The organism is Streptomyces sp. NPDC001889 (genome assembly GCF_053594535.1).
Window position 1 is genome coordinate 200,878 of record NZ_JBSFER010000018.1, and the last position, 20,336, is coordinate 221,213.

Below are 20,336 nucleotides of genomic sequence, written 5' to 3' on the forward strand. Positions count from 1 at the left end.
CCGGCGCGGCCGGTGCCACCTCGGGGGCGGCCGGTGCCACCTCGGGGACGGCCGGTGCCACCTCGGGGACGGCCGAGGTGGCACCCGCCCGCCCGTGCGGGACCGGGGGCTCCTCAGACGGCGGCCGGGGCCGGGGCCGGGGTGCTCCAGTGGAGGGTCCGGTCGCACCAGCGCTCCAGGAGGACCCTGTCGTGGCCGACGGCCAGCAGCCCGGCGCCCTCACGGCGGCGGTACTCCTCGACCACCGCCACCAGGGCCGCGGTGGTCGACGCGTCGAGCATCGCCGTCATCTCGTCGCAGATCAGCCAGCGCGGCCGGAGCACCAGCGCCCGGGCCAGGCAGGCGCGCTGGAGCTGGCCGTCGCTCACCGCGTGCGGGCGGCGGGCGAGGAGTTCTCCGGTGAGGCCGACCGCGTCCGCCAGCTCCGCCACCCGGAGGCCGGTCTCGTCCCGGCGGCCGGTGGCGCGCAGCGGCTCGGCGATCAGATCGCGCAGGGAGAGCCGGGGGTCGGCGGACATCCTCGGCTGCTGGAAGACCACGCCGATCGCGGTGCGCTGGGCGCGGGGCGCGGTGTGCCGCCAGCCCCGGGCGGGTTCGCCGTCGATGACGACCCGGCCCGCGTACGGGCGGTGCAGCAGCGCCGCCACCCGGGCGAGGGTGGACTTGCCGCAGCCGCTGGGGCCGAGGAGTCCCACGGCCTCCCCGGGAGCGAGGGTCAGCGACACGTCGCGGACGACGGGACGGCGGCGGTCGTACCCGGCGGTGATGGAGTCCAGTTCAAGCACGGCGGGCCTCCTGGCCGGCGGGGCGGGCGGCGGGCTCACACACGGGCCGTCCTCCGCTCGTCGGACACGGTCGCCGGGTGGTGGCAGGCCACGCGCTCCTCGAAGCGCGGGCGGGTGGCGCAGCGCTCCGTCACGCGCGGGCAGCGGGCGGCGAAGGCGCACCCCTCGGGGAGGTCGCCCAGCTCCGGCGGAAGGCCCGGGATGGGGGCGAAGTCGCGCTCGGGCAGCGCCGCGAGCAGCCCTCGCGCGTAGGGGTGGCGCGGCCCCGGCTCGCCGAAGAAGGCACTCGCGGCGGAGATCTCGACGATCCGGCCCGCGTACATCACGGCCACCCGGTCGGCGATCCGCTCGGCCGCCGCGAGATCGTGCGTGATCATCAGCAGCGCCCGGCCGGCGGCGCCGGCGTCGATGTGCCGGCGCAGCTCGTCGGCGGTCCGGTCGACCAGCTCGCGGTCGAGCCCGGTGGTGGGCTCGTCGGCGAGGAGCAGGGGCGCGTCGCCGATGAGCGCGAGGGCGGTGGCGGCGCGCTGGGCGAGCCCGCCGGAGAGTTCGTGCGGGTAGCGGTCGAGGTGGTCGGCGGGGAAGGCGGCGCGCTCGGCGGCGGCGACGGCAGCCCGGCGCAGCTCCCGCCGGGGCGTGCCGGTCAGGGCCCGCAGGGTCTCCTCCAGCTGCGCGCCGACCGTGCGTACGGGGGTGAGGTGCGCGGCGGGGCTCTGCGGTACGAGTCCGACGCGCCGCCCCCGTACGGTGCGGGCGAGGGTGCGCTCGTCCGCGCCGAGCAGTTCGAGGCCGTCGATGGTGGCGCTGCCCGTGGTCTGGGCGTTGCCCGGCAGCAGTCCGAGGAGCGCGGAGGCGAGGACCGACTTGCCGCAGCCGCTCTCGCCGACGAGCGCCAGGCACTCCCCCGCCGCGAGGTCGAAGCCCACGGAGCTGACGGCGGCGATGTGCCGGCCGCCGCGCATCCGGAACCGTACGGAGAGATCCCGCACCGAGAGGACCGGGGACGCCGGTGACACGGGGGCGACGGGAGAGGCCGGAGGGGCGGGAGTCACAGCATCAGCTCCGATCGACGGCGCGGGTTGATCCGTTCCCGCCAGGCCCCCGCGAGCCCCGCTATCGCGAGGGTGGGGATGATCAGGAACAGTCCGGGGAAGAGGGTCGGCCACCAGTCCCCCGCCAGCAGGGAGCTGCGCGCGGACTGGACGAGGTTGCCCAGGCTCGCCTGGTGGGTGGGGAGCCCCAGACCGAGGAAGGAGAGCGCCGACTCGTGCCACATGGCGTGCGGCACCATCAGCACGGCCGCGAGCCCCGCCTGCGGCAGCACGCTGGGCAGCAGATGCCGTCCGGTGACCCGCAGCCGGGACGCGCCGCCCGAGATGGCGGCGTCGATGAAGGGGCGGGAGCGCAGCGACAGCACCTCGGAGCGGACGATCCGGGCGGTGGAGAGCCAGTGGGTGAGGGCGACGGAGGCGATCACCGGCCAGACCCCGGGGCGGAACATCGCGACGATGAAGATGCCCAGCAGGAGGTGGGGCACGGAGGCGAAGGTGTCCACGAGCCGCATCACGATCCGGTCGACCCAGCCGCCGAAGGCGGCCGCGGCCGCTCCCACGAGGGTGCCGACGACGGTGGCGACGAGCGCGGCGACCAGTCCGACCAGGAGCGAGATCCGCAGCCCGTAGACACAGCGCACGAGCAGGTCCCGGCCGACGTCGTCGGTGCCGAAGGGGTGGGCCCAGGACGGCGGCTGGAGCTTCTGGGAGAGGTCGACGGCCTGCTCGTCCAGTTGCACGAGCGGCGGCACGATCAGCACGGCGAGGACGACGGCGGCGACGATCAGGCCGGAGACGGAGATCCGGACCGTGCGGGTGGAGCGCCGGGTGCGCCCCCGGGAGCGCCAGGACGTCTCGGGGAGGGTGTCAGCCATCGAAGCCCACTCTCGGGTCGGCGAGTCCGTACAGCAGATCGGAGAGCAGATTGCCGAGGAGGACGGCGGCGGTGGCGAGCACGGTGAGCGCCGCGAGCAGCGGGAAGTCGACGGAGGTGGCGGCCTCGACGGTGGCGGCGGCGATGCCGGGCCAGCTGAACACGGTCTCCACCAGCAGCGCGCCGGTGATCAGCTCGGGGACACGGGAGCCGATGAGGGTGAGCATGGGGAGCATCCCGGAGCGCAGGGCGTGTCCCAGCAGGACGGTGCTCTCGCCCAGGCCCCGGGCGCGGGCGCCGCGCACGGGGTCCTCGTCGAGGGCGTCGCCGACGCCCTGGCGGACGTAGAGGAAGAACCAGGGCAGCTGGGAGATGCCGAGGACGGCGGCGGGCAGCACCAGGTGGGAGGCGACCTGGCCGGGGGTGATGACATCGCTGCCGGTGTCGGTGAGCCCGCCGGCGGGCAGGACGCCCAGTTCGAGGGCGAAGAACCAGATGGCGAGCAGCCCCAGCCAGAAGGCGGGCGCGGCCTCCAGGGTGTACGCGGCGGAGGAGGCAGCGCGGTCGAGCCAGCCGCCCGGGCGGCGCGCGGCGAGCACGCCGAGGACGGTGCCCAGCACGATCGCGACGAGGAAAGCGGTGGTGGCGAGCAGGACCGACCAGCCGACGCGTTCGGTGATGACATCGGCGACGGGCTGGCGCATCACGCTGGAGTCGCCGAGGTCGCCGGTGAGGGCGGAGGTGAGCCAGTTCCACCAGCGGGTGGTGAAGGGCTGGTCGACGCCGAGGTTGGCGCGGATCTGGTCCAGGTTCTCCTGGGAGGCGGTGAGCCCGGCGGTGCCGGTGTACGCCTTCACCGGGTCGAAGGGGGAGGCGGCGGCGACGGCGAAGACGCCGAAGGTCACCGCCAGCAGGACGGGGACGGCGAAGAGTGTCCGCCGCCCCGCCATCCGTGCCATCGGCCCCCAGGGGAGGCGGCGCGCCCGCCGGGTCGCCGCCCCGCCCTTCATGAGGCCGGTGGTCACTTCTCCGTGCCCTTGGGCGTCCAGTCCTCGACGTTCCACCAGGGGCCGGAGGCGAGACCGTGGTCGTGCGGCTCGACCTGGTTGGTCAGCGGCTCCCAGGTGTCGTCCACGACGTAGAGGTGGTCGATGTGGGTGAGGAAGGTGTAGCCGGGGTTCTTGACCAGCTCGCGCTGGACGGTGTCGTACGCGGCCTTCCGCTCGGCCCTCTTCCCGCTCTCCCGGCCCTTGACCAGCGCCTTGTCGACCACCGGGTTGTCGTACCAGGCCATGTTGTTGAAGCCGTCGCCCGCGAGGGAGGAGGTGAGCAGCAGGTACTGGTCGAAGTCGGGGTCGCCGGGGGCGCCGCCGCCCGCGAGGACGGCGTCGCTCTTCATCCGGGGCTCGATGACCTCCCAGGTGCCGGCCTGGGTCTTGATGGAGATCCCGGCCTTCTTGGCGTCGGAGGCGTAGGCGAGCGCGTGGTCCTGGCGGAGCCGGTCGCCGGAGAGGTACCAGAGCGGGAACTCGGCGCGCACGCCGTCCTTGACCCGGATGCCGTCCGCGCCGGGCTTCCAGCCGGCGTCGTCCAGGATCTTCCTGGCCCGGGCCGGGTCGTGGGTGCGCTCGGTGCCCTTCGTGAACCACTCGCTGTCGGTGGGCACGGGGCCGTGAGCGGGCTTTCCGGCGCCCTCCAGGATCTGGTCGACCATGGCCTGCCGGTCGACGGCGACATCGAGCGCCCGGCGGACGGCGGTGTCCCCGGCGACCTTGTTGCCGGTCGGGAGGGTCACGGTGCGGTAGTCGTAGGTCTTCGCGGCGTGGGTCTTCCGGCCCTTGTCGCCCTTGAAGCCCTCGGCGAGGTTCGGCGGCAGGATCGCGCCGTCGAGGTCGCCGGCGCGCAGCCGGGTGGCGCGCACGTCGTCGTCCTTGATGATCGCCATGGTGAACTTCTTCACCTTGGGCGCGCCGCCCCAGTAGGACGGGTTGGCCGTGAAGCTGATCTTCTCGCCCTTGGACCAGTTGGTCAGGGTGTACGGGCCGGTCCCGATCGGCTTGGTGGTGAAGGGGCCGGTGTTGACGTCCTGCTCCCCGGCGATGTGCTCGGGCGCGATGGGCAGGACGGTGCGCTGGGCGAAGGGCGCGTAGGGGTACTTCAGGGTGAAGACGACGGTGTCGTCGCCCCGGGCCCGGATGTCCTCGATCGCGTCGAGTTCGGACTTCGAGGCGTTGTTGGTCTTCTCGTCCAGGATGGTGCGGTAGGTGAAGAGCACGTCCTTGGCGGTGAACGGCTTCCCGTCGCTGAACTCCACGCCCTGGCGGAGCTTGTACGTGTAGGTGAGGCCGTCCGCGCCGACCTCGGGGAGCGCGGCGGCGAGGGCGGGCTTGAGCCGCATCTCGGCGTCGAAGGCGAGCAGCCCGTCGAAGATCTTGGAGTTGCCGTCCTTGCCGAAGCCGAGGAGCGGACTGAGGGTCTCCGGCTCATAGGCGATACCGACGACGGCGCTGGTCCCGGCGTCCTTGCCGTCCGAGCCGGAGCTCTCCGGGTTGGAGCACGCCGCCGCGCCGGCGGTCAGCGCGGCGACGGTCGTCATGGCGGCCAGGCCGCGTATCGATCGCTTGGATCGCGTCGGTCGGTTCGGTCGCGCGGACACGCTACCCACACCCCTACTGAAGATCAGCTGTTATTGCGAACGGATTGCATTAAACAGCATGTCAATGGGGTGCGTAATACCTCCGGGAAGCGGGACGGCGGCTAGGGGCCGCGGAGCCCGGTCAGCTCGGCCAGCGCCCGGTGGTGGCTGCCCGGGGAACCGAGGGCGATCTCCGCCGACTTGGCGCGCTTGAGGTACAGATGCGCGGGGTGTTCCCAGGTCATGCCGGTGCCCGCGTGCAATTGGACACACTCCTCGGCGGCGTGGACGGCGACCCTGGAGGTGTACGCCTGTGCCACGGCGACCGCGAGGGGTGCGCCGGGACCGCCGGCGGCGAGGACCCCGGCGGCGTTGCGGGCGGCGGCGCGGGCCGACACGATCTCCAGCCACAGCTCCGCCATACGGTGCTTGAGTGCCTGGAAGGAGCCGATGGGACGGTTGAACTGATGACGGCGGCGCGTGTGGCGGACGGTCTCCTCCAGGCACCATTCGGCGGTGCCCAGTTGCTCGGAGGCGAGCAGCCCTGCCCCGGCGAGCAGCCCCCGGCGGACGGCCCGCTCGGCGGCGGGCCGGTCCGCGAGCCGGAGGCCCTCGCGGACCGGGGTGACGGTGGCGAGCGGGCGGGTGAGGTCGAGGGCCGTCTGCGGGACGAGCGGGGGGCGTTCGACGGCGTACAGACCGTCGGGCAGCAGCATGAGCAGCACATCCGCGGCGGCGGCGTCGGCGACCGCGGGGACGGGGGCGGTGCCGGCGGGGAGCCGTCCGTGCGGTGCGGTGGAGAGCGGCACGGCGACGACGGCGGTGGCCCGGCCCGCCGCCATCTCGCCGAGGAGGCCGGGGGCGCCGGGGTGTGAGCCGCCGAGGCCGAGCAGGGTCTCGGTCGCGATGACCGCACTGGTGAGATAGGGCGCGGGCACCATGCCCCGGCCGATCTCCTCCAGGACGACGGCGGCCTCGCGGTGGCCGGCGCCCTGTCCGCCGAGGCGCTCGGGCACCAGGAGTCCGGCGGCGCCGATGTCCGCCGTGAGGGTCTTCCAGAGCACCGGGTCGTAGGGCGCCCCGGCCTCGGCGCGGGCGAGCAGGGCGGGGGTGCCGGCCCGGTCGGTGAACAGGGCGCGCACGGCGGCGCGCAGTTCGTCCTCGGTGTCGGAGTAGAGGAGGCCGGGCGGGCCGGCCGCTGTGTCGCCGGCCAGGCCGGTCGTGCGGGTGGTCCCGGGGTTCATCGGGCGAGGTCCTTCCAGGCGGTGTCCTTGTCGTCGCGCGGTTCGGACGGCAGTCCGAGCACCCGTTCGGCGACGATGTTGAGGAGCACCTCGCTGGTGCCGCCCTCGATGGAGTTGCCCCTGGCGCGCAGATAGCGGTAGCCCGCGTCCCGGCCGGTGAAGTCGACCAGTTCGGGGTGGCGCAGGGTCCAGTCGTCGTAGAGCAGCCCCTCCTGGCCGAGGAGTTCCACCTCCAGGGAGCTGATCCGCTGGTTGAGCCGGGCGAAGGCGAGCTTCATCGCGCTGCCCTCGGGCCCGGGGCGGCCGGCGGCGAGTTGCTGGCGCAGCCGCTCCCCGGCGAGCCTGGCGACCTCGGCCTCCACCCAGAGGGCCAGCAGCCGCTGATGGAGATCGTGGGTGCGCAGTTCGGGGCGTTCGCGCCAGGTGCGGGCGGCCCGGCCGATCATCCCGCCCTCGCGCGGCAGCCGGCCGCCGCCGATGGCGAACCGCTCGTTCATCAGGGTGGTGCGGGCCACGTTCCAGCCGTCGCCGATGCCGCCGACGCGGTGGGCGTCGGGGATGCGCACCCCGCTGAGGAAGACCTCGTTGAACTCGGCCTCGCCGGTGATCTGGCGGAGCGGGCGGACCTCCACACCGGGGTCGGTCATGTCGCAGATGAAGTAGGTGATGCCCCGGTGCTTTGGCACATCGGGGTCGGTACGGGCGATGAGGATGCCCCAGCGGGCCAGGTGGGCGCCGGAGGTCCACACCTTCTGGCCGTCCACGGTCCAGTGCTCGCCGGCCCGGACGGCGCGGGTGGCGAGCGCCGCCAGGTCCGAACCGGCGCCGGGTTCGCTGAAGAGCTGGCACCAGATCTCCTCGCCGGTCCACAAGGGGCGCAGAAAGCGCCGTTTCACCTGCTCGGAGCCGTGGGCGAGCAGAGTGGGAGCGGCCATGCCGAGGCCGATGCCGATCCGGCGGGGGTCATTGCCGGGCGCGCCGGCGGCGGCCAGTTCGGCGTCGGCGACGGCCTGGAGGGAACGGGGCAGTCCGAGGCCGCCGAGGCCCTCGGGGTAGTGCACCCAGGCGAGCCCGGCGTCGAAACGGGCCCGGAGGAAGTCGGCCCGCGCGGTGGTGGCGGGCGGATGGGCGGCGAGCAGGTCCCGGGCGAGGCCGCGCACGCCGCCGTCGCCGGTGGCGGTCATCGGGTGTCCCCCCGCCGGGTGCGGCTCCCGTCGGCGACCGCCCCGGTCCGGGGGGCCTCGACGGCGCCCGGGAAGACCACCAGACGGCCGGTGGTGGTGCCGGCGGCGACCCGCTGGACGGCGTCGGCGGCCTCCTTCAGGGGGACCCGTTCGCTGATCGGCGGCGCGATCGCGCCCTCGGCGGCCAGCCGGGTCAGCTCCCGGTGGCAGTCGCGCACGGCCGCCGGGTCCTTCTGGCGGTACAGGCCCCAGTGGAGCCCGGCGATCGAGTAGTTCTTCACCAGGGCGTGGTGGAGCATCGGGGCCGGGACCGTGCCGCTCGCGAACCCGACGACGACGATGCGGCCCTCGAAGGCGACGCATTTCGCCCCCATGGTGTACGCGTCACCGCCGACCGGGTCGTAGACGACATCCGCGCCCCGCCCGCCGGTCGCCTCCTTCACGGTGGCCACCACGTCCTGAGCGTGCCGGTCGATGACCAGATCGCAGCCGGACTCCCGGGCGGCGGCGGCCTTTTCGGGCCCGCCGGTCACTCCGATGACCGTGGCACCCGCCGCCTTGCCGAGCTGGACCGCCGCGCTGCCGGCCCCGCCGGCCGCCGCGTGGACGAGCAGGGTCTCGCCCGCCCGCAGCCGGGCCCGGCGGTGGAGCCCGAACCAGCCGGTCTGGTAGCCGACGCACAGGGCGGCGGCACCGGCGTCGTCCAGGGAGTCGGGCGCGGGGAGCAGCCCGGCGGCGTCGGCGAGGGTGTACTCGGCGAAGCCGCCGTGCGGGAGCACCGGGTTGGCGATCACCCGGCGCCCGTCGCCGGTCTCGCCGCAGACCTCGACCCCGGGGGTGAAGGGCAGCGGGGGCCGCACCTGGTACTGCCCCCGGCAGAGCAGCGCGTCGGGGAAGTTGACCGTGGCGGCGCGGACCCTGAGCAGCACCTGTCCTTCCCCGGGGACCGGCCGCTCCACCTCTTCGAGCCGCATCACCTCGTTCGGCTCGCCGTTGCGGTGCACTCGCCATGCCTGCATCTCGTGGCCTCCCACAAACCGTTGGCAGCACTGCCCACGGAGCGCATACTAAGCGGTCGCTTGCACTCCGGGAAGGAGGCGCCGCGCCCGGCCGGACGCCGGGTACGCACCCATGAGACCAGGGCCGGGAGCCGTCGCCCAGCCGGAACAGAGAAGCGAACCGGCAGATCACAATCCGGTCACGACCTCTTGTCACACCTCGGTGTAATCGATTCCAATCGGCGCTGGAAACGGTGACACGCGGAACATGACACGGCAGGGAGGCGGTCCGGCGGTGGCGAGCATCAAGGATGTCGCGGCGCGCGCCGGGGTGTCCGTGGCGACGGTGTCGCGCGCGCTCAACGGCCATCCCTCGGTCAGCCCCGGCGCGCGGGCCCGTGTGCTGGCGGCCGTGACCGCGCTGGAGTACCGGCCCAACGCGGTCGCCCGGTCGCTGCGCACCGACCGCACCCGCACCCTGGGCCTGGTCATCAGCGATCTGCTCAACCCCTACTTCACCGCGCTGGCGCGCGCCGTCGAGGAGGAGGCCCGCACCCTCGGCTACAGCGTCATCCTCGGCAACGCCGACGAGCGGCCCGAACTCCAGGACCACCACATCCGCACCCTGCTGGACCGCAGGATCGACGGGCTGCTGGTCTCCCCGGCCGGCGGGGGCTCCCCGCTGCTGCCCGACGCCGTGCGGTCGGGTATGCCGGTGGTCTTCGTGGACCGCTGGATTCCGGGCCTGGACGTGCCCGTCATCCGGGCCGACGGCCGGGCCGCCGTGGCGGATCTGGTCGGCCATCTGCACGGCCTCGGCCACCGCCGGCTCGCGATCATCGCGGGTCCGCCCGCCACGACCACCGGCAGCGAGCGGGTGACGGCGTTCCGCGCGGGGCTCGGCGCCCTGGGCCTGGCGCTGCCCGAAACGTACATCGGCCAGGGCGACTTCCAGGCCGGGAGCGGGCGGACGGCCATGGAGCGCTTCCTCGCGCTGCCCGAGCCCCCCGAGGCCGTCTTCGCCGCCGACAATCTGATGGCGCTCGGCGCGCTGGACGCGATCAGGGCCCGCGGTCTGCGGGTCCCGGAGGACATCGCGCTGGCGGCCTTCGACGACATCCCCTGGTTCGTCCACACCGATCCGCCCATCACCTCGGTGGCCCAGCCCACCGAGGAGTTGGGCCGCGCCGCCGTGCGGGCGCTGATCGACCGGATCGAGGGCCGGCCCCCGAGGTCGGTGACCCTCCCGGCCAGGCTGGTCGTCCGGCGCTCCTGCGGCGAGCCGCACCCGCCGCCGCCCGCCGCCCCCTCCCCCGGTCGCGGACAGACCCTCCACGGCTCCGGCGGTGGGGGGCCGGAGGGCCGGACGACGGCCTCATGAGCACACCCGCCCGACAGCCCCCGACCGGGGGCGCCCGCCCGCGCCCGCGCGGCTCCCCGGTGACGGCGGCCGGCCGCGACGGCGGCGGGCTCCGGGCGACCGGGCCGCCGGGCGGCCGCGGGGCACACGGCCGGCGCGGCCCGGCGCGGGAGGCCCGCCGCCGGGTGCCGGTGCCCATGAGGATGGACAGGGGCGGGAAGGCGACCGGCTCCGGCTGACCGGACCCGGTCCCGGAGCTGAACCGGACCCGGACACGGACCCGGACCTGTGGGAGCGAGGGAGACTGCGGATGGACGACTGTGAACTGCTGGTCGTGGGCTCGGCCAACGCCGATCTGGTGACCCGGGTGGAGCGCCGGCCGGGGGCGGGTGAGACGGTGCTCGGCTCCGATCTGGCCGTCCACCCCGGCGGCAAGGGCGCCAACCAGGCCGTCGCGGCGGCCCGGCTCGGGGCCCGTACCGCCCTGCTGGCCCGGGTCGGCGACGACGGCCATGGGCGGCTGCTGCTCGAAGCCCAGCGCGAGGCCGGGGTCGATGTGAGCGGAGTGCTGGTGGGCGGCGCGCCGACGGGCGTCGCGCTGATCACGGTGGACCCCTCGGGCGACAACAGCATCGTGGTGTCGCCCGGCGCCAACGCCCGGCTGACCCCGGCGGATGTCCGGGACGCCGCGCCGCTGTTCCGGGCCGCCCGGGTGGTCTCGGTCCAGTTGGAGATCCCGCTCGCGACGGTCGCGGAGACGGTGCGCGCCCTGCCGCCCGGCGGGCGGCTGGTGCTCAATCCGTCGCCGCCGGCCGAGCTGCCCGCCGAGGTGCTGGCCGCCTGCGATCCGCTGATCGTCAATGAGCACGAGGCCCGGTTCCTGCTCGGCGAGGAGGCGGGCGACGACCCCGCCGGCTGGGCGCGGGCCCTGCTCGCCCGGGGCCCCCGCTCGGTGGTGGTGACGCTGGGCGCGGAGGGCGCGCTGGTCGCCGAGGGCGACGGGGACACGGCGGTACGGGTGCCGAGCCCCCGGGTCCGGGCCGTCGACACCACCGGGGCGGGCGACGCGTTCACCGCCGCCCTGGCGTGGCGGCTGGGACTCGGAGAGGAGTTGGCCGCGGCAGCCGCCTACGCCGCGCGGGTGGGAGCCGCCGCCGTCACGCGGAAGGGCGCGCAGGACTCGTACCCCACCGCCGAGCAGCTCCCGGCGGGCTGAAGCGGGGGCGCGGCCCGGCGGGAGAATCCAGGAGACGCGCGGGGCGGCCGGCGGCAGGATGTGCCCATGGAACGTCAGAGGATCAGTGCGCTCGCCCATGGCGACCATCCCGTCGCCGCGCCCCTGAGCGACGACTCGGTGGCCGCGCTCCTGGACCGCGCCCTGCCGCGCGGTGACGAACGGGTGCTCGATCTCGGCTGCGGCCGGGCGGTCTGGCTGGAGCGGGCGGCGCGGAACCGCCCCGGGCTGCGGGCGGAGGGCGTCGACCTGGACGCGGCGGCCGTCGCGCGGGGCCGTGAGAACCTCCGCGCGGCCGGTCTGGACGGGCGGATCGCGCTGCACACCGGGGACGCGGCCGGTTTCGCGCCCGGCCACCGGTTCGACGTGGTGATCTGCGTCGGGGCCGCCCATGCCTTCGGGGGTCTGCTGCCCGCCCTGGAGGCCGCCCGCCGCCATCTCGCGCCGGGCGGCACCGCGCTGATCGGGGACGGGTTCTGGGAGCGGGAGCCGGACCGGGCCGCGCTCGGCGCGGGGTTCGCGGCGGACGAGTACGACACTCTCGCCGTGACCGTCGACCGGGTGACCGCCGAGGGCTGGACGCCGGTCCACGGGCATGTCAGCTCGCTCGCCGAGTGGGACGCGTACGAGTGGGCGTGGACCGGGACCCTGGCACGCTGGGGACTCGACCATCCGGAGGACCCGGAGAGCGGGGACGCGCTCAGGGCGGCGGCCGAGCACCGGGCCGGCTGGCTGCGCGGCTACCGGCGCACGCTCGGCTTCGTCACCCTGCTGCTCCGGGAGACGCCCGGGGGCGGGTGAGCGCCGGTCCGGGACCGGTCAGTGCGGGAACAGTTCGAAGGTCACCGCGGGCCGTCCTCCGAAGCGCTCCCCCGCCGCCTCCGCGTGGCCGGTGAGGAAGGTCCGGCAGTAGGTCTCCGGGTCCTCGTCCGTGAGCGCCTCGAGGTAGGTGCGGTGCTCCAGGAGCGAGCGGATGGAGCGCTCCAGGCCCGGGCGCGCGTCGACCGCGTGGGTCGGGGTGGTGGAGGCGGCCACCGCGACCCAGCGGACCCCGTTCCAGGGTTCGAGGCCCTGTTCGGCGATCAGTTCGGGGAAGATCCACCGGTTGCCCGCGTCGGCCACCGCGTCGAGCGCCGCCCGGCCCACGGCCCGGTGGTCGGGGGTGTTCCAGTGCCCGCCGCCCCAGGTGTCCCGGTGGTTCAGGGTGATCAGCAGCTCGGGGCGGTGGCGGCGGATCGCCGCCGCGATGTCCCGGCGCAGGGCGGTGCCGTACTCGATCACCCCGTCGGGGTGGTCCAGGAACTCCACCGTCGACACCCCGACGGCCGCCGCGCTCGCCCGCTGCTCCCGTTCGCGGATCGGCGCGCACGCGGCCGGCGGGATGGTGTCGATCCCGGCCTCGCCGCGGGTGGCGAGGAGATACGACACCTCCCGGCCGCCGTCCGTCCAGCCCGCGACGGCCGCGGCACCGCCGTATTCGAGGTCGTCGGGGTGGGCGACGACGGCGAGCGCGCGCCGCCAGTCCTCGGGCATGGGTGCGAGCTGCTGATCACGGGAGTCGGTCATGATCACACCCTAGGACGGGGAGGCCGCTCAGACCTCTCCGCGGACCAGGGCGATCAGCCGGTCCAGCACCCGTCGTCCGCCGGCCCGCACCCCGTCGTGCTCGTACTCGTCGGTGACATAGGTGCGCAGTCCGCGGATGGCGCGGGCCGTGTGCAGCGAGTGGGCGGTGTCGACGTACATGTCGTCGTGGTAGATCGCGGCGGCGACGGGCACCTCGTTGGCGGCGAGCCGGCCGGCGTCGTACAGCGGGGCCCAGTCGGTGCGGGCGGCGAGCAGTTCCGCGGTCTCGCGCAGGGGGCGCAGCGAGGGGTCGGCGGTGAAGTGCCAGGGGTGGATGGTCTCGCCGGTGAACAGCAGCGGCGCGCCGCCGCCGAGCGCGCCGGCGGCGTCGAACTGCGGGAACTCGGCCCGGACCCGCTCGGCGGACCAGCCGGTGGGCCGCCCGCCCTGGCCGTAGATGGCCTCGTGCAGTACGGCGTACAGCGGGCGGGTGGCGAAGGAGAGGTGGCCCAGGGCCGCCTCCTGGAAGGCGTCGGAGAGCTGGTGTCCGGAGCCCGTCCTGATGAAGGCGTCCTCCAGGAGGTAGTGGAGCTGGTGGCTGCCGTCCCCGCCGCCGAGGAGGATGCCGAGCGACTGGAACGCCTCGGGGGTGAGGGTGTAGCCGCCGGGGAGCACGGTGGGGTGCTCGGCGAGATGGGCGGCGACCCGGCGGGCCCGCGCCACGTCCTGGGGGTAGCGGTCGTAGTGGGCCTCGGTCTTGCGCTGGATACGGGGGTACGCGGCGCGGTAGACGTCGTCGGCGTGGGCGTCGAGGGAGGGCAGGCCGCCGGTGATGAACACCTCGCGCAGGCCCTCGGGCGCGGTGGAGAGGTAGTGGGTGGCGCAGAAGCCGCCGAAGCTCTGGCCCAGCACGCTCCAGGGGGCGCCGCCGGTGAGCCGCCGCCGGATCAGCTCGCAGTCGCGGACGATGCTGTCGGCGCGGAAGTGGGCGAGGTGGGCGGCCTGGGCCCCGGGGCCGCCGCGCTGCGGGAGGGTCTGGCGGTTCTGCGGGGTGGAGCGGCCGGTGCCGCGCTGGTCGAGGAGGAGGACCCGGTAGTCCTGGACGGCGCGGCCCAGCCAGGCCTGCGCACCGGCGAAGCGGCGGGCGCCGCAGCCGGGGCCGCCCTCCAGATAGACCAGCCAGGGCAGCTCCTCGCCGCCGTGCCCGGCGGCGGCGACCTCGCGGCCGTAGAGCTCCAGCTGCTCGCCACCGGGTTCGGTGTGGTCGAGCGGGACGGTGAAGGACCGATCGGTGAGGACGACGCCGGGCTGGCGGTAACGGGTCACTGGCACTCCTGATGTTCTGTGCTGCACGCCCGCCCATGGGATCACACGGCGATGCCCCGGGCGGGCGCGGGTGGCACTGCGGGGTCCGGCCGGCGCCGCCCGGCCGCTGTGCTGTTCAGCGGTGGGGCGGGCCTTGCCGGACCGGTCAGGAGACGGGCCGGTGGGCCCGGTCGGGAGACGGCCGGCGGGGGCCGGCCGGCGGACCGGTGGCGGGCCGGTCCGCGGGGGAGGGGCGGATCAGTCGGTGGGGAAGTTGTCCGCGGTCCTGATCCGGTCGCGAATCCAGACACCGGCGGGCTTCAGGGACGAGGTGCCGGCCCAGGGTCCGCCGCTGTCGCAGGTGCCCTGCTGGAACACGGCGCCGGAGCGGTGGTCGTCGGAGAAGTTCCAGTTGACCCAGCTGATCTTCTTGCTCGCCATCAGGTCCAGATACCGCTGGGACATGGTGAAGTCGTTGGCACCGTCACCGGAGTAGTCCTGGGTGCCGAACTCGGTGACGAAGACGGGGAGCTTGTCGGCGGTGCGGGACAGCGTGCTGAGGTACTCGTCGCGGTGCGAGGCCGCGTAGAAGTGGAAGGTGTACATGATGTTGGAGGCGCTGACCGGGTTGTTCACGATCTCGGTCTCGTTGGCGCCCTCGGAGACCCCGAGGGACGACCAGGCGCGGGTGCCGACCAGGACGGGGGCGTTGGAGTCCTGCCGGCGGATGACGGGGATCAGCTGGTCGGCGTAGCTCTTGATGCGCGACCAGGTGACACCGCTGGGCTCATTGGCGATCTCGTAGATCACATTGCTCTTGCCCGCGTGGCGCTGGGCGATCTCCGTGAAGAAGGTCTTGGCTCGGGCGAGGTTGTGGTGCGGGTCGCCGGGGCTGAGCATGTGCCAGTCGACGATCGCGTACATCCCGCGCGCGGTGGCCTGCTCGATGATCGCGTGGACCTGGTCGGTGAACTTCCGCGGGTTGGTCTCGTAGCCGCCCTCCTGGATGTACATGGAGATCCGCAGGACGTCGGCCTTCCAGTCGCCCGCGAGGGCGTCGAGGGAGCCGTTGGTCACGCACTGGGGGTACCACTGGAGGCCGTGGGTGGACATGCCCCGCAGCTGGATGGGTTTGCCGTACTGATTACAGAGCTTGGTGCCGCAGACCGTGAGCTGGCCGTTGATCCCGGCGGGGGTGTTCCCGGCGGGCGGCGCGCCCTTCGGCTCGCTGCTGAGGCTGTCCACGTTGGGTCCGCCGTTGGCGCTGGTGGAGGTGGCCCGGACGGCGTTGGCACCGGCCCTGAGGTCGGCCTCCACGGTGACGGTGGTCCAGGTGGTCCAGGCGCCGGTGCCGGCGAAGGACTTCTTCGCGGCGACGACGGTCCCGTTGACGCTGATGTCCATCGGCCGGTTGGCGGTGGTGCCGTTGGCGAACCGGAGGGTGAGTGAGGTGGCGCCCGCCTGTGCGGCGGCGACGGTCCACTCGACGCTGCTGCCGGTGACGTTGTCGTAGTTGACGAAACCGCTTCCGGTGTAGCCGCGGTGGTTGGACTCGACGGCTCCCCGGGAGACGGCCGCGCTCTCGGCCTCGTGGACGGTGGCGGCTGCCGGGCGGGGCGCGGTGGGGGCGGCGGCCCGGGAGACGGGGGCGGTGACCTGGGCGGCGGGGGTGGCCTGGGCGGCGGGGACGGCGGTGGCGCCGAGGAGCAGGGCGGCCGCCACCGCGCCGAAGCCGCCGAGGGAGCGGAGCACGTTCCGTGAGGGTTTCATGAGGTCTCCGTTGCCTGGTTGGGGTACAGACCGGGACTGGAAGGAAACTTTCCTAACGATGGAACCAGTCCCGGCCATGGTCTGCAAGGGTCATGACAAGTAAAGATCGGCCACCGGCGCGGCCCCCGGCCCCGGGGCGGGCAACTCGTACAGTCCCGCCCGTGTGCGGCGGCACGGCCGCGCTCCTAGCGTGGGGACATGATCCGGTTCGAGCAGGTCAGCAAGGTCTACCCGGACGGCACGGCCGCCGTCGACGGCCTGTCCTTCGAGGTCGGTGAGGGTGAGCTGGTCACCCTGGTGGGGCCGTCCGGCTGCGGCAAGACCACCACGATGATGATGGTGAACCGGCTGATCGAGCCGACCTCGGGCCGCATCCTGGTCGACGGCGAGGACATCGCGGCCGTCGATCCGGTGCGGCTGCGCCGCCGTATCGGCTATGTCATCCAGCAGGTCGGGCTCTTCCCGCACCGCACAGTTCTGGACAACACGGCGACGGTGCCCGCGCTGATCGGGTGGAAACGGGCGAAGGCGCGCGCCCGGGCGGCCGAACTGCTGGATCTGGTGGGGCTCGACCCCGGCACCTACGGGCCCCGCTACCCGGCCCAGCTCTCCGGGGGCCAGCGCCAGCGGGTCGGTGTCGCCCGCGCGCTCGCCGCCGACCCGCCCGTGCTGCTGATGGACGAGCCGTTCGGGGCGGTCGACCCGGTGGTGCGCGAACGGCTCCAGAACGAGTTCCTCGGCCTCCAGGCGACCGTGCGCAAGACGGTGCTCCTGGTGACCCATGACATCGAGGAGGCGGTGCGGATGGGCGACCGGATCGCCGTGTACGGACAGGGGCACATCGAGCAGTTCGACACCCCGGCCGCCGTGCTGGGCGCCCCCGCCACCCCCTATGTGGCCCGGTTCGTCGGCGCCGACCGGGGGCTGAAGCGGCTCTCGGTGACCGCGATCGAGCGGGACGACCTGGAGCAGCCGCCGCTCGCCCGGCTGGACGAGCCGGCGCGGGCGGCGGCGGCCCGGCTGAGGGCCGAGGAGGCACGCTGGGCCGTGGTGGTCGGCACGAGCGGCGATCTGCACGGCTGGGTGTCGGCCGAGGCGCTCTCGCTCGCCGGGGATCAGGCCACGGTGGGCGACCAGGCCCGCCGCATGGAGGCGTGGGTACCGCTCGGGGCGCCCCTGAAGCAGGCCTTCAGCGAAATGCTCCAGCACGACGCCGGGTGGGTCGCGGTGGTCGACGGAGCGCGCTTCGCCGGGGTGCTGACCCCGGCGAAGCTGCACGAGGCGCTGCGCCGGTCGGTGGACGCGGATGAGCGCGGCATCCCGCGCGACGAGGTGGACTTCGACTCGGTGTCGGACGCCTAGGGTCTTCCGCCCGGACCGTGCCGGGCGGACACAGGGGGCGCGGAGCGGCGGACACAGGGGGCGGTACGGAGCCGTACGCGCTCCCCCGCAGGGGTGGGGCGCCCGGCGCGGACAGGGGGCGGTGGGCGCCGGGGCCGTACCGCCCCCGCGGACGGGTGTCCACCGGTCCGGCACTTCAAGGGGATACGGGCGACGCCGTCTGAACAATCGTCAGGACTTCGGGCACAATTTCCCCGCGCTTCCCCTGTTCCGCCCCGTTCACCCCGCGGCCGCGGCCGTCCCCGAGCCCAAGGCGGTGCCCGATGCCCCTGTTCGATCTGCCCATCGAAGAACTGCGCACCTACCACAGCAGCTCCACCGAGCCGGAGGACTTCGACCGGTTCTGGGCGGACACCCTGGCGCGGACCCGGGCGCACGGACTCGGGGCGCGGTTCGAACCGGTGGAGACCGGGCTCGCCACGGTCGAGGTGTACGACGTGACCTTCGCCGGGTTCGGCGGGCATCCGGTCGACGGCTGGCTGGTGCTCCCCGCGCGGGCCGGTGAACCGCTCCCGGTGGTGGTGGAGTTCGTCGGGTACGGCGGTGGGCGCGGGCTGCCGCACGCCCATCTGCTCTGGGCCTCGGCCGGGTTCGCCCACTTCGTGATGGACAGCCGGGGCCAGGGCAGCATGTGGAGCGGGGGGACGACGGCCGACCCGGTCGGCAGCGCTCCCTCCCACCCCGGTTTTCTGACCCGGGGCATCGAGGCCCCCGAGAGCTTCTACTACCGACGGCTGATCACGGACGCGGTCCGCGCGGTGGAGGCGGCGCGCGCGCATCCGCTCACCGACGCCACCCGCACGGCGGTGGTCGGGGAGAGCCAGGGCGGCGGAGTCGCGCTCGCGGTGGGCGGGCTCGTCCCCGACCTGGTGGCGATAGCTCCGGATGTGCCTTTTCTGTGCGACTTCCCCCGGGCGATCTCCATCACCGACCGGCTCCCCTACGTCGAGGTGGGGAACTACCTCCGGACGCACCGGGGCAGCGGGGAGCGGGTCCGGCGGACGCTGGCGTACTTCGACGGAGTGCACTTCGCGGCGCGGGCCCGGATGCCCGCGCTGTTCTCGGTGGCCCTGGAGGACACGACCTGCCCGCCGTCGACGGTGTTCGCGGCGTTCAACGCCTATGCCGGGCGGAGCAAGGAGATCGAGGTCTACGACTTCAACGACCATGAGGGGGGCGGACCGTTCCAGCAGGCGGCCCAGTTGCGCTGGCTGCCGAAGGTCCTGTCCGGGTGAGGTGCGGGGCGCACCCCGGAACCGGCGTGCGGGGCGCTCCCCGGGGGCGGCGTCGGATACCGTGCGGGGTGTGCTGATCACGGGTGGGGACACTGCCGCGACGGGGACCGCGCTGCTCATCGCGGCCGCGCCGGTCGGGAAAGGGCGTCTGGTCGACGCGAGTTCCGTGCTGCCCGCGCTCGCCGCGGTGCCGCCGAGCGCGCTGACGGGCACCGGCGCGGCGACCGTGGTCGAACTCGCCGATCCGCTCGACCCGCAGACGGTGCTGACCCGTATCCGGGCCGCCGCGGCCGAGCCCGGACCGCTGTTCCTCTATGTCGCCGGGCAGTTGCAGCTCGACCGCAAGCAGCGGCTGCCGCATCTGGCGCTCGCCCGGTCGACGCCGTCGACCCTGCGGTACACGGGGCTGCCCTGGCACTGGCTGGCCTCGGAGCTGACGATCAGACGGCCGGGGACGACCACGGTCTTCGTCGATCTGGTGGCGGACACCGACGCCTGGCGGAAGGTGGGCGAGGACGGTCTCGGGCTGGGGCTCTCCATCCGGATGTACGGCCGGGTGGTGCCGGCGCCGTCCCGCCGCGAGGAGGCGGCCCCCGAGTATCTGCGGGCGTGCGCGTCGATCTGGCGCGCCGGTGCCCGGCCCGGCCCGGACGCCCTGCACGAGCAGGCGGTGGCCCAGGTGGGGGCGGAGGGGGCTCTGCTGCTGTCCGGGTTGCCGAGCTGGCCCGGGGTGTTCGGGGAGCCGGGAAGCGCTCCCGCCGGGACACCGGGCGCGCCCCCGTTCGTGTCCCGCGCCGCACTCCCCGGCACCTTCCCGAACCCGGCGCCGGCGGCCTCCGCGCCCTCCCCCGGGGCGCCGGGCGGGACCCCGGACCCCGACCCCGCCGGACCACCCGAACCCCTTCCCGGCCCCGCGCCGTCCCTCGGCACCGCGACGCCCGGCGCTCCCTCGGCACCCTCCCTCCCGGGAGCCGCCGCCCCCTCGCCGCACCCCGCACCCTCCTCCGAGGCACCCGACACCCTTCCAGGCCCGCCCCTCGCCGCGCCGGCACCCACCGGGACACCGGTTCCGGCCGGGGCGCCGGAGCCGTCCCCCGGGTACGGCGGTGCGGGCCCGTCGCCCGTGGTGGGCGGTCCGCCGCGGCGGACACGGCCGGGGCCCGGTCCGCTGGCGCCTCCGGGCGGCGGCGCCGCCGACGATCCCCATCCGGCGATACTGTCGGCCGCGCGCGCGGGCCGGCACACCGAGGCCGCCGCTGCCGCCGCCGCGTGGGAGCAGCAGGAGTTGCGGGCCCACGGCCCCGGTTCGGCGCAGGCCCTGCACTGGCTGGAGGTGCGCGCCGATCTGGCGCGGCTGGCGCGGGAGCCCGCGCTCAGCTGTGAGCTGTGGATGACCGCGGCCGACGCCCGGCTGGTCCGCGAGCAGACCACCGACGACCCCGATGTCGAGGGCGCCGTCGACCGGGCCCACCACCAGTGGGAGCAGATCCAGGACGCGGCCCGGGCCCGCGCGCTCGCCCCCAGGCTGGTGGCGCTGCGCCGCCGGGTGCCGGGGCGGCAGCGCGGGGCGCTCAAGGTGCTCCAGCAGCGGCTGGAGAGCCTGCACGCGGAGCATCCGGTCTGAGCCGGGCCGGCCGGCCCGGAGGCGGTCCCCCCGGCGGGCGCGTCCCCGCGGGCCCGCCGGAAGAACCAC

Annotated in this window: 17 protein-coding genes; 6 read left to right on the forward strand and 11 right to left on the reverse strand. The window is 74.6% G+C overall.

Going from position 1 to position 20,336, the window contains the following annotated elements; translation table 11 throughout:
* Positions 1–113 precede the first annotated feature (113 nt).
* From ACWCRA_RS22195 to ACWCRA_RS22230, 8 genes are all read right to left on the reverse strand, one after another.
* On the reverse strand, positions 114–785 hold the full coding sequence (locus tag ACWCRA_RS22195) for an ABC transporter ATP-binding protein (protein WP_451068407.1): 672 nt from the start codon (positions 783–785) through the stop codon (positions 114–116).
* A gap of 35 nt (positions 786–820) precedes the next feature.
* Positions 821–1,747: an ABC transporter ATP-binding protein gene (locus ACWCRA_RS22200; protein WP_451068424.1), complete on the reverse strand. Its 927-nt coding sequence runs from the start codon at positions 1,745–1,747 to the stop codon at positions 821–823.
* Between the two features lie 86 nt (positions 1,748–1,833).
* Positions 1,834–2,712, reverse strand: a complete 879-nt coding sequence (locus ACWCRA_RS22205) for an ABC transporter permease (protein WP_351554600.1) — start codon at positions 2,710–2,712, stop codon at positions 1,834–1,836.
* Positions 2,705–3,670: an ABC transporter permease gene (locus ACWCRA_RS22210; protein ID WP_351554667.1), complete on the reverse strand. Its 966-nt coding sequence runs from the start codon at positions 3,668–3,670 to the stop codon at positions 2,705–2,707. The genes ACWCRA_RS22205 and ACWCRA_RS22210 overlap by 8 nt, the downstream gene beginning before the upstream one ends.
* Positions 3,671–3,732: 62 nt before the next feature.
* The gene (locus ACWCRA_RS22215) at positions 3,733–5,307 is read right to left on the reverse strand and encodes an ABC transporter substrate-binding protein (protein WP_451068408.1); all 1,575 of its coding nucleotides are present in this window, start codon (positions 5,305–5,307) and stop codon (positions 3,733–3,735) included.
* A gap of 161 nt (positions 5,308–5,468) precedes the next feature.
* Positions 5,469–6,590, reverse strand: coding sequence for an acyl-CoA dehydrogenase family protein (locus ACWCRA_RS22220; RefSeq protein WP_451068409.1), 1,122 nt, complete (start codon positions 6,588–6,590; stop codon positions 5,469–5,471).
* Complete coding sequence (locus ACWCRA_RS22225; protein ID WP_351554609.1) at positions 6,587–7,774, reverse strand: acyl-CoA dehydrogenase family protein; 1,188 nt, start codon at positions 7,772–7,774, stop codon at positions 6,587–6,589. The genes ACWCRA_RS22220 and ACWCRA_RS22225 overlap by 4 nt, the downstream gene beginning before the upstream one ends.
* Complete coding sequence (locus tag ACWCRA_RS22230) at positions 7,771–8,793, reverse strand: NADPH:quinone oxidoreductase family protein (RefSeq protein ID WP_451068410.1); 1,023 nt, start codon at positions 8,791–8,793, stop codon at positions 7,771–7,773. The genes ACWCRA_RS22225 and ACWCRA_RS22230 overlap by 4 nt, the downstream gene beginning before the upstream one ends.
* 274 nt (positions 8,794–9,067) lie before the next feature.
* Here ACWCRA_RS22230 and ACWCRA_RS22235 point away from each other — a divergent pair, with 274 nt between their 5' ends.
* The 3 genes from ACWCRA_RS22235 to ACWCRA_RS22245 all read left to right on the forward strand — a co-directional run bounded on the left by ACWCRA_RS22235 (position 9,068) and on the right by ACWCRA_RS22245 (position 12,167).
* Positions 9,068–10,153 carry a LacI family DNA-binding transcriptional regulator gene (locus ACWCRA_RS22235; protein WP_451068411.1) on the forward strand — a complete coding sequence of 362 codons (1,086 nt, stop codon included), beginning with the start codon at positions 9,068–9,070 and terminating at the stop codon, positions 10,151–10,153.
* Between the two features lie 289 nt (positions 10,154–10,442).
* The gene (locus tag ACWCRA_RS22240) at positions 10,443–11,348 is read left to right on the forward strand and encodes a ribokinase (protein ID WP_351554614.1); all 906 of its coding nucleotides are present in this window, start codon (positions 10,443–10,445) and stop codon (positions 11,346–11,348) included.
* Between the two features lie 66 nt (positions 11,349–11,414).
* Complete coding sequence (locus tag ACWCRA_RS22245) at positions 11,415–12,167, forward strand: SAM-dependent methyltransferase (RefSeq protein WP_351554616.1); 753 nt, start codon at positions 11,415–11,417, stop codon at positions 12,165–12,167.
* 18 nt (positions 12,168–12,185) lie between these two features.
* Here the strand turns inward: ACWCRA_RS22245 and ACWCRA_RS22250 are convergent, their stop codons facing one another.
* The 3 genes from ACWCRA_RS22250 to ACWCRA_RS22260 all read right to left on the reverse strand — a co-directional run bounded on the left by ACWCRA_RS22250 (position 12,186) and on the right by ACWCRA_RS22260 (position 16,007).
* Complete coding sequence (locus ACWCRA_RS22250) at positions 12,186–12,932, reverse strand: PIG-L deacetylase family protein (protein ID WP_351554619.1); 747 nt, start codon at positions 12,930–12,932, stop codon at positions 12,186–12,188.
* A gap of 27 nt (positions 12,933–12,959) precedes the next feature.
* Positions 12,960–14,258, reverse strand: a complete 1,299-nt coding sequence (locus tag ACWCRA_RS22255) for an alpha/beta fold hydrolase (protein ID WP_351554669.1) — start codon at positions 14,256–14,258, stop codon at positions 12,960–12,962.
* A 237-nt stretch (positions 14,259–14,495) separates the two neighbouring features.
* The gene (locus tag ACWCRA_RS22260) at positions 14,496–16,007 is read right to left on the reverse strand and encodes a cellulase family glycosylhydrolase (RefSeq protein ID WP_351554622.1); all 1,512 of its coding nucleotides are present in this window, start codon (positions 16,005–16,007) and stop codon (positions 14,496–14,498) included.
* Positions 16,008–16,205: 198 nt separating this feature from the next.
* Here ACWCRA_RS22260 and ACWCRA_RS22265 point away from each other — a divergent pair, with 198 nt between their 5' ends.
* The 3 genes from ACWCRA_RS22265 (at position 16,206) to ACWCRA_RS22275 (ending at position 20,267) form a co-directional block, all read left to right on the forward strand.
* Positions 16,206–17,369 carry an ABC transporter ATP-binding protein gene (locus tag ACWCRA_RS22265; RefSeq protein WP_451068412.1) on the forward strand — a complete coding sequence of 388 codons (1,164 nt, stop codon included), beginning with the start codon at positions 16,206–16,208 and terminating at the stop codon, positions 17,367–17,369.
* A 302-nt stretch (positions 17,370–17,671) separates the two neighbouring features.
* Positions 17,672–18,643, forward strand: coding sequence for an acetylxylan esterase (locus ACWCRA_RS22270; protein WP_351554628.1), 972 nt, complete (start codon positions 17,672–17,674; stop codon positions 18,641–18,643).
* Between the two features lie 70 nt (positions 18,644–18,713).
* The gene (locus ACWCRA_RS22275) at positions 18,714–20,267 is read left to right on the forward strand and encodes a hypothetical protein (protein ID WP_451068413.1); all 1,554 of its coding nucleotides are present in this window, start codon (positions 18,714–18,716) and stop codon (positions 20,265–20,267) included.
* Positions 20,268–20,336: the final 69 nt, after the last annotated feature.

Excerpts from the sequence above, each read along its gene's own strand:
- ACWCRA_RS22245 (WP_351554616.1), top strand. The coding sequence starts at position 11,415 with ATGGAACGTCAGAGGATCAGTGCGCTCGCCCATGGCGACCATCCCGTC.
- ACWCRA_RS22250 (WP_351554619.1), bottom strand. The coding sequence starts at position 12,932 with ATGACCGACTCCCGTGATCAGCAGCTCGCACCCATGCCCGAGGACTGG.
- ACWCRA_RS22230 (WP_451068410.1), bottom strand. The coding sequence starts at position 8,793 with ATGCAGGCATGGCGAGTGCACCGCAACGGCGAGCCGAACGAGGTGATG.
- ACWCRA_RS22205 (WP_351554600.1), bottom strand. The coding sequence starts at position 2,712 with ATGGCTGACACCCTCCCCGAGACGTCCTGGCGCTCCCGGGGGCGCACC.
- ACWCRA_RS22225 (WP_351554609.1), bottom strand. The coding sequence starts at position 7,774 with ATGACCGCCACCGGCGACGGCGGCGTGCGCGGCCTCGCCCGGGACCTG.
- ACWCRA_RS22265 (WP_451068412.1), top strand. The coding sequence starts at position 16,206 with ATGATCCGGTTCGAGCAGGTCAGCAAGGTCTACCCGGACGGCACGGCC.
- ACWCRA_RS22240 (WP_351554614.1), top strand. The coding sequence starts at position 10,443 with ATGGACGACTGTGAACTGCTGGTCGTGGGCTCGGCCAACGCCGATCTG.
- ACWCRA_RS22260 (WP_351554622.1), bottom strand. The coding sequence starts at position 16,007 with ATGAAACCCTCACGGAACGTGCTCCGCTCCCTCGGCGGCTTCGGCGCG.
- ACWCRA_RS22215 (WP_451068408.1), bottom strand. The coding sequence starts at position 5,307 with ATGACGACCGTCGCCGCGCTGACCGCCGGCGCGGCGGCGTGCTCCAAC.
- ACWCRA_RS22270 (WP_351554628.1), top strand. The coding sequence starts at position 17,672 with ATGCCCCTGTTCGATCTGCCCATCGAAGAACTGCGCACCTACCACAGC.
- ACWCRA_RS22220 (WP_451068409.1), bottom strand. The coding sequence starts at position 6,590 with ATGAACCCCGGGACCACCCGCACGACCGGCCTGGCCGGCGACACAGCG.
- ACWCRA_RS22210 (WP_351554667.1), bottom strand. The coding sequence starts at position 3,670 with ATGGCACGGATGGCGGGGCGGCGGACACTCTTCGCCGTCCCCGTCCTG.
- ACWCRA_RS22200 (WP_451068424.1), bottom strand. The coding sequence starts at position 1,747 with ATGCGCGGCGGCCGGCACATCGCCGCCGTCAGCTCCGTGGGCTTCGAC.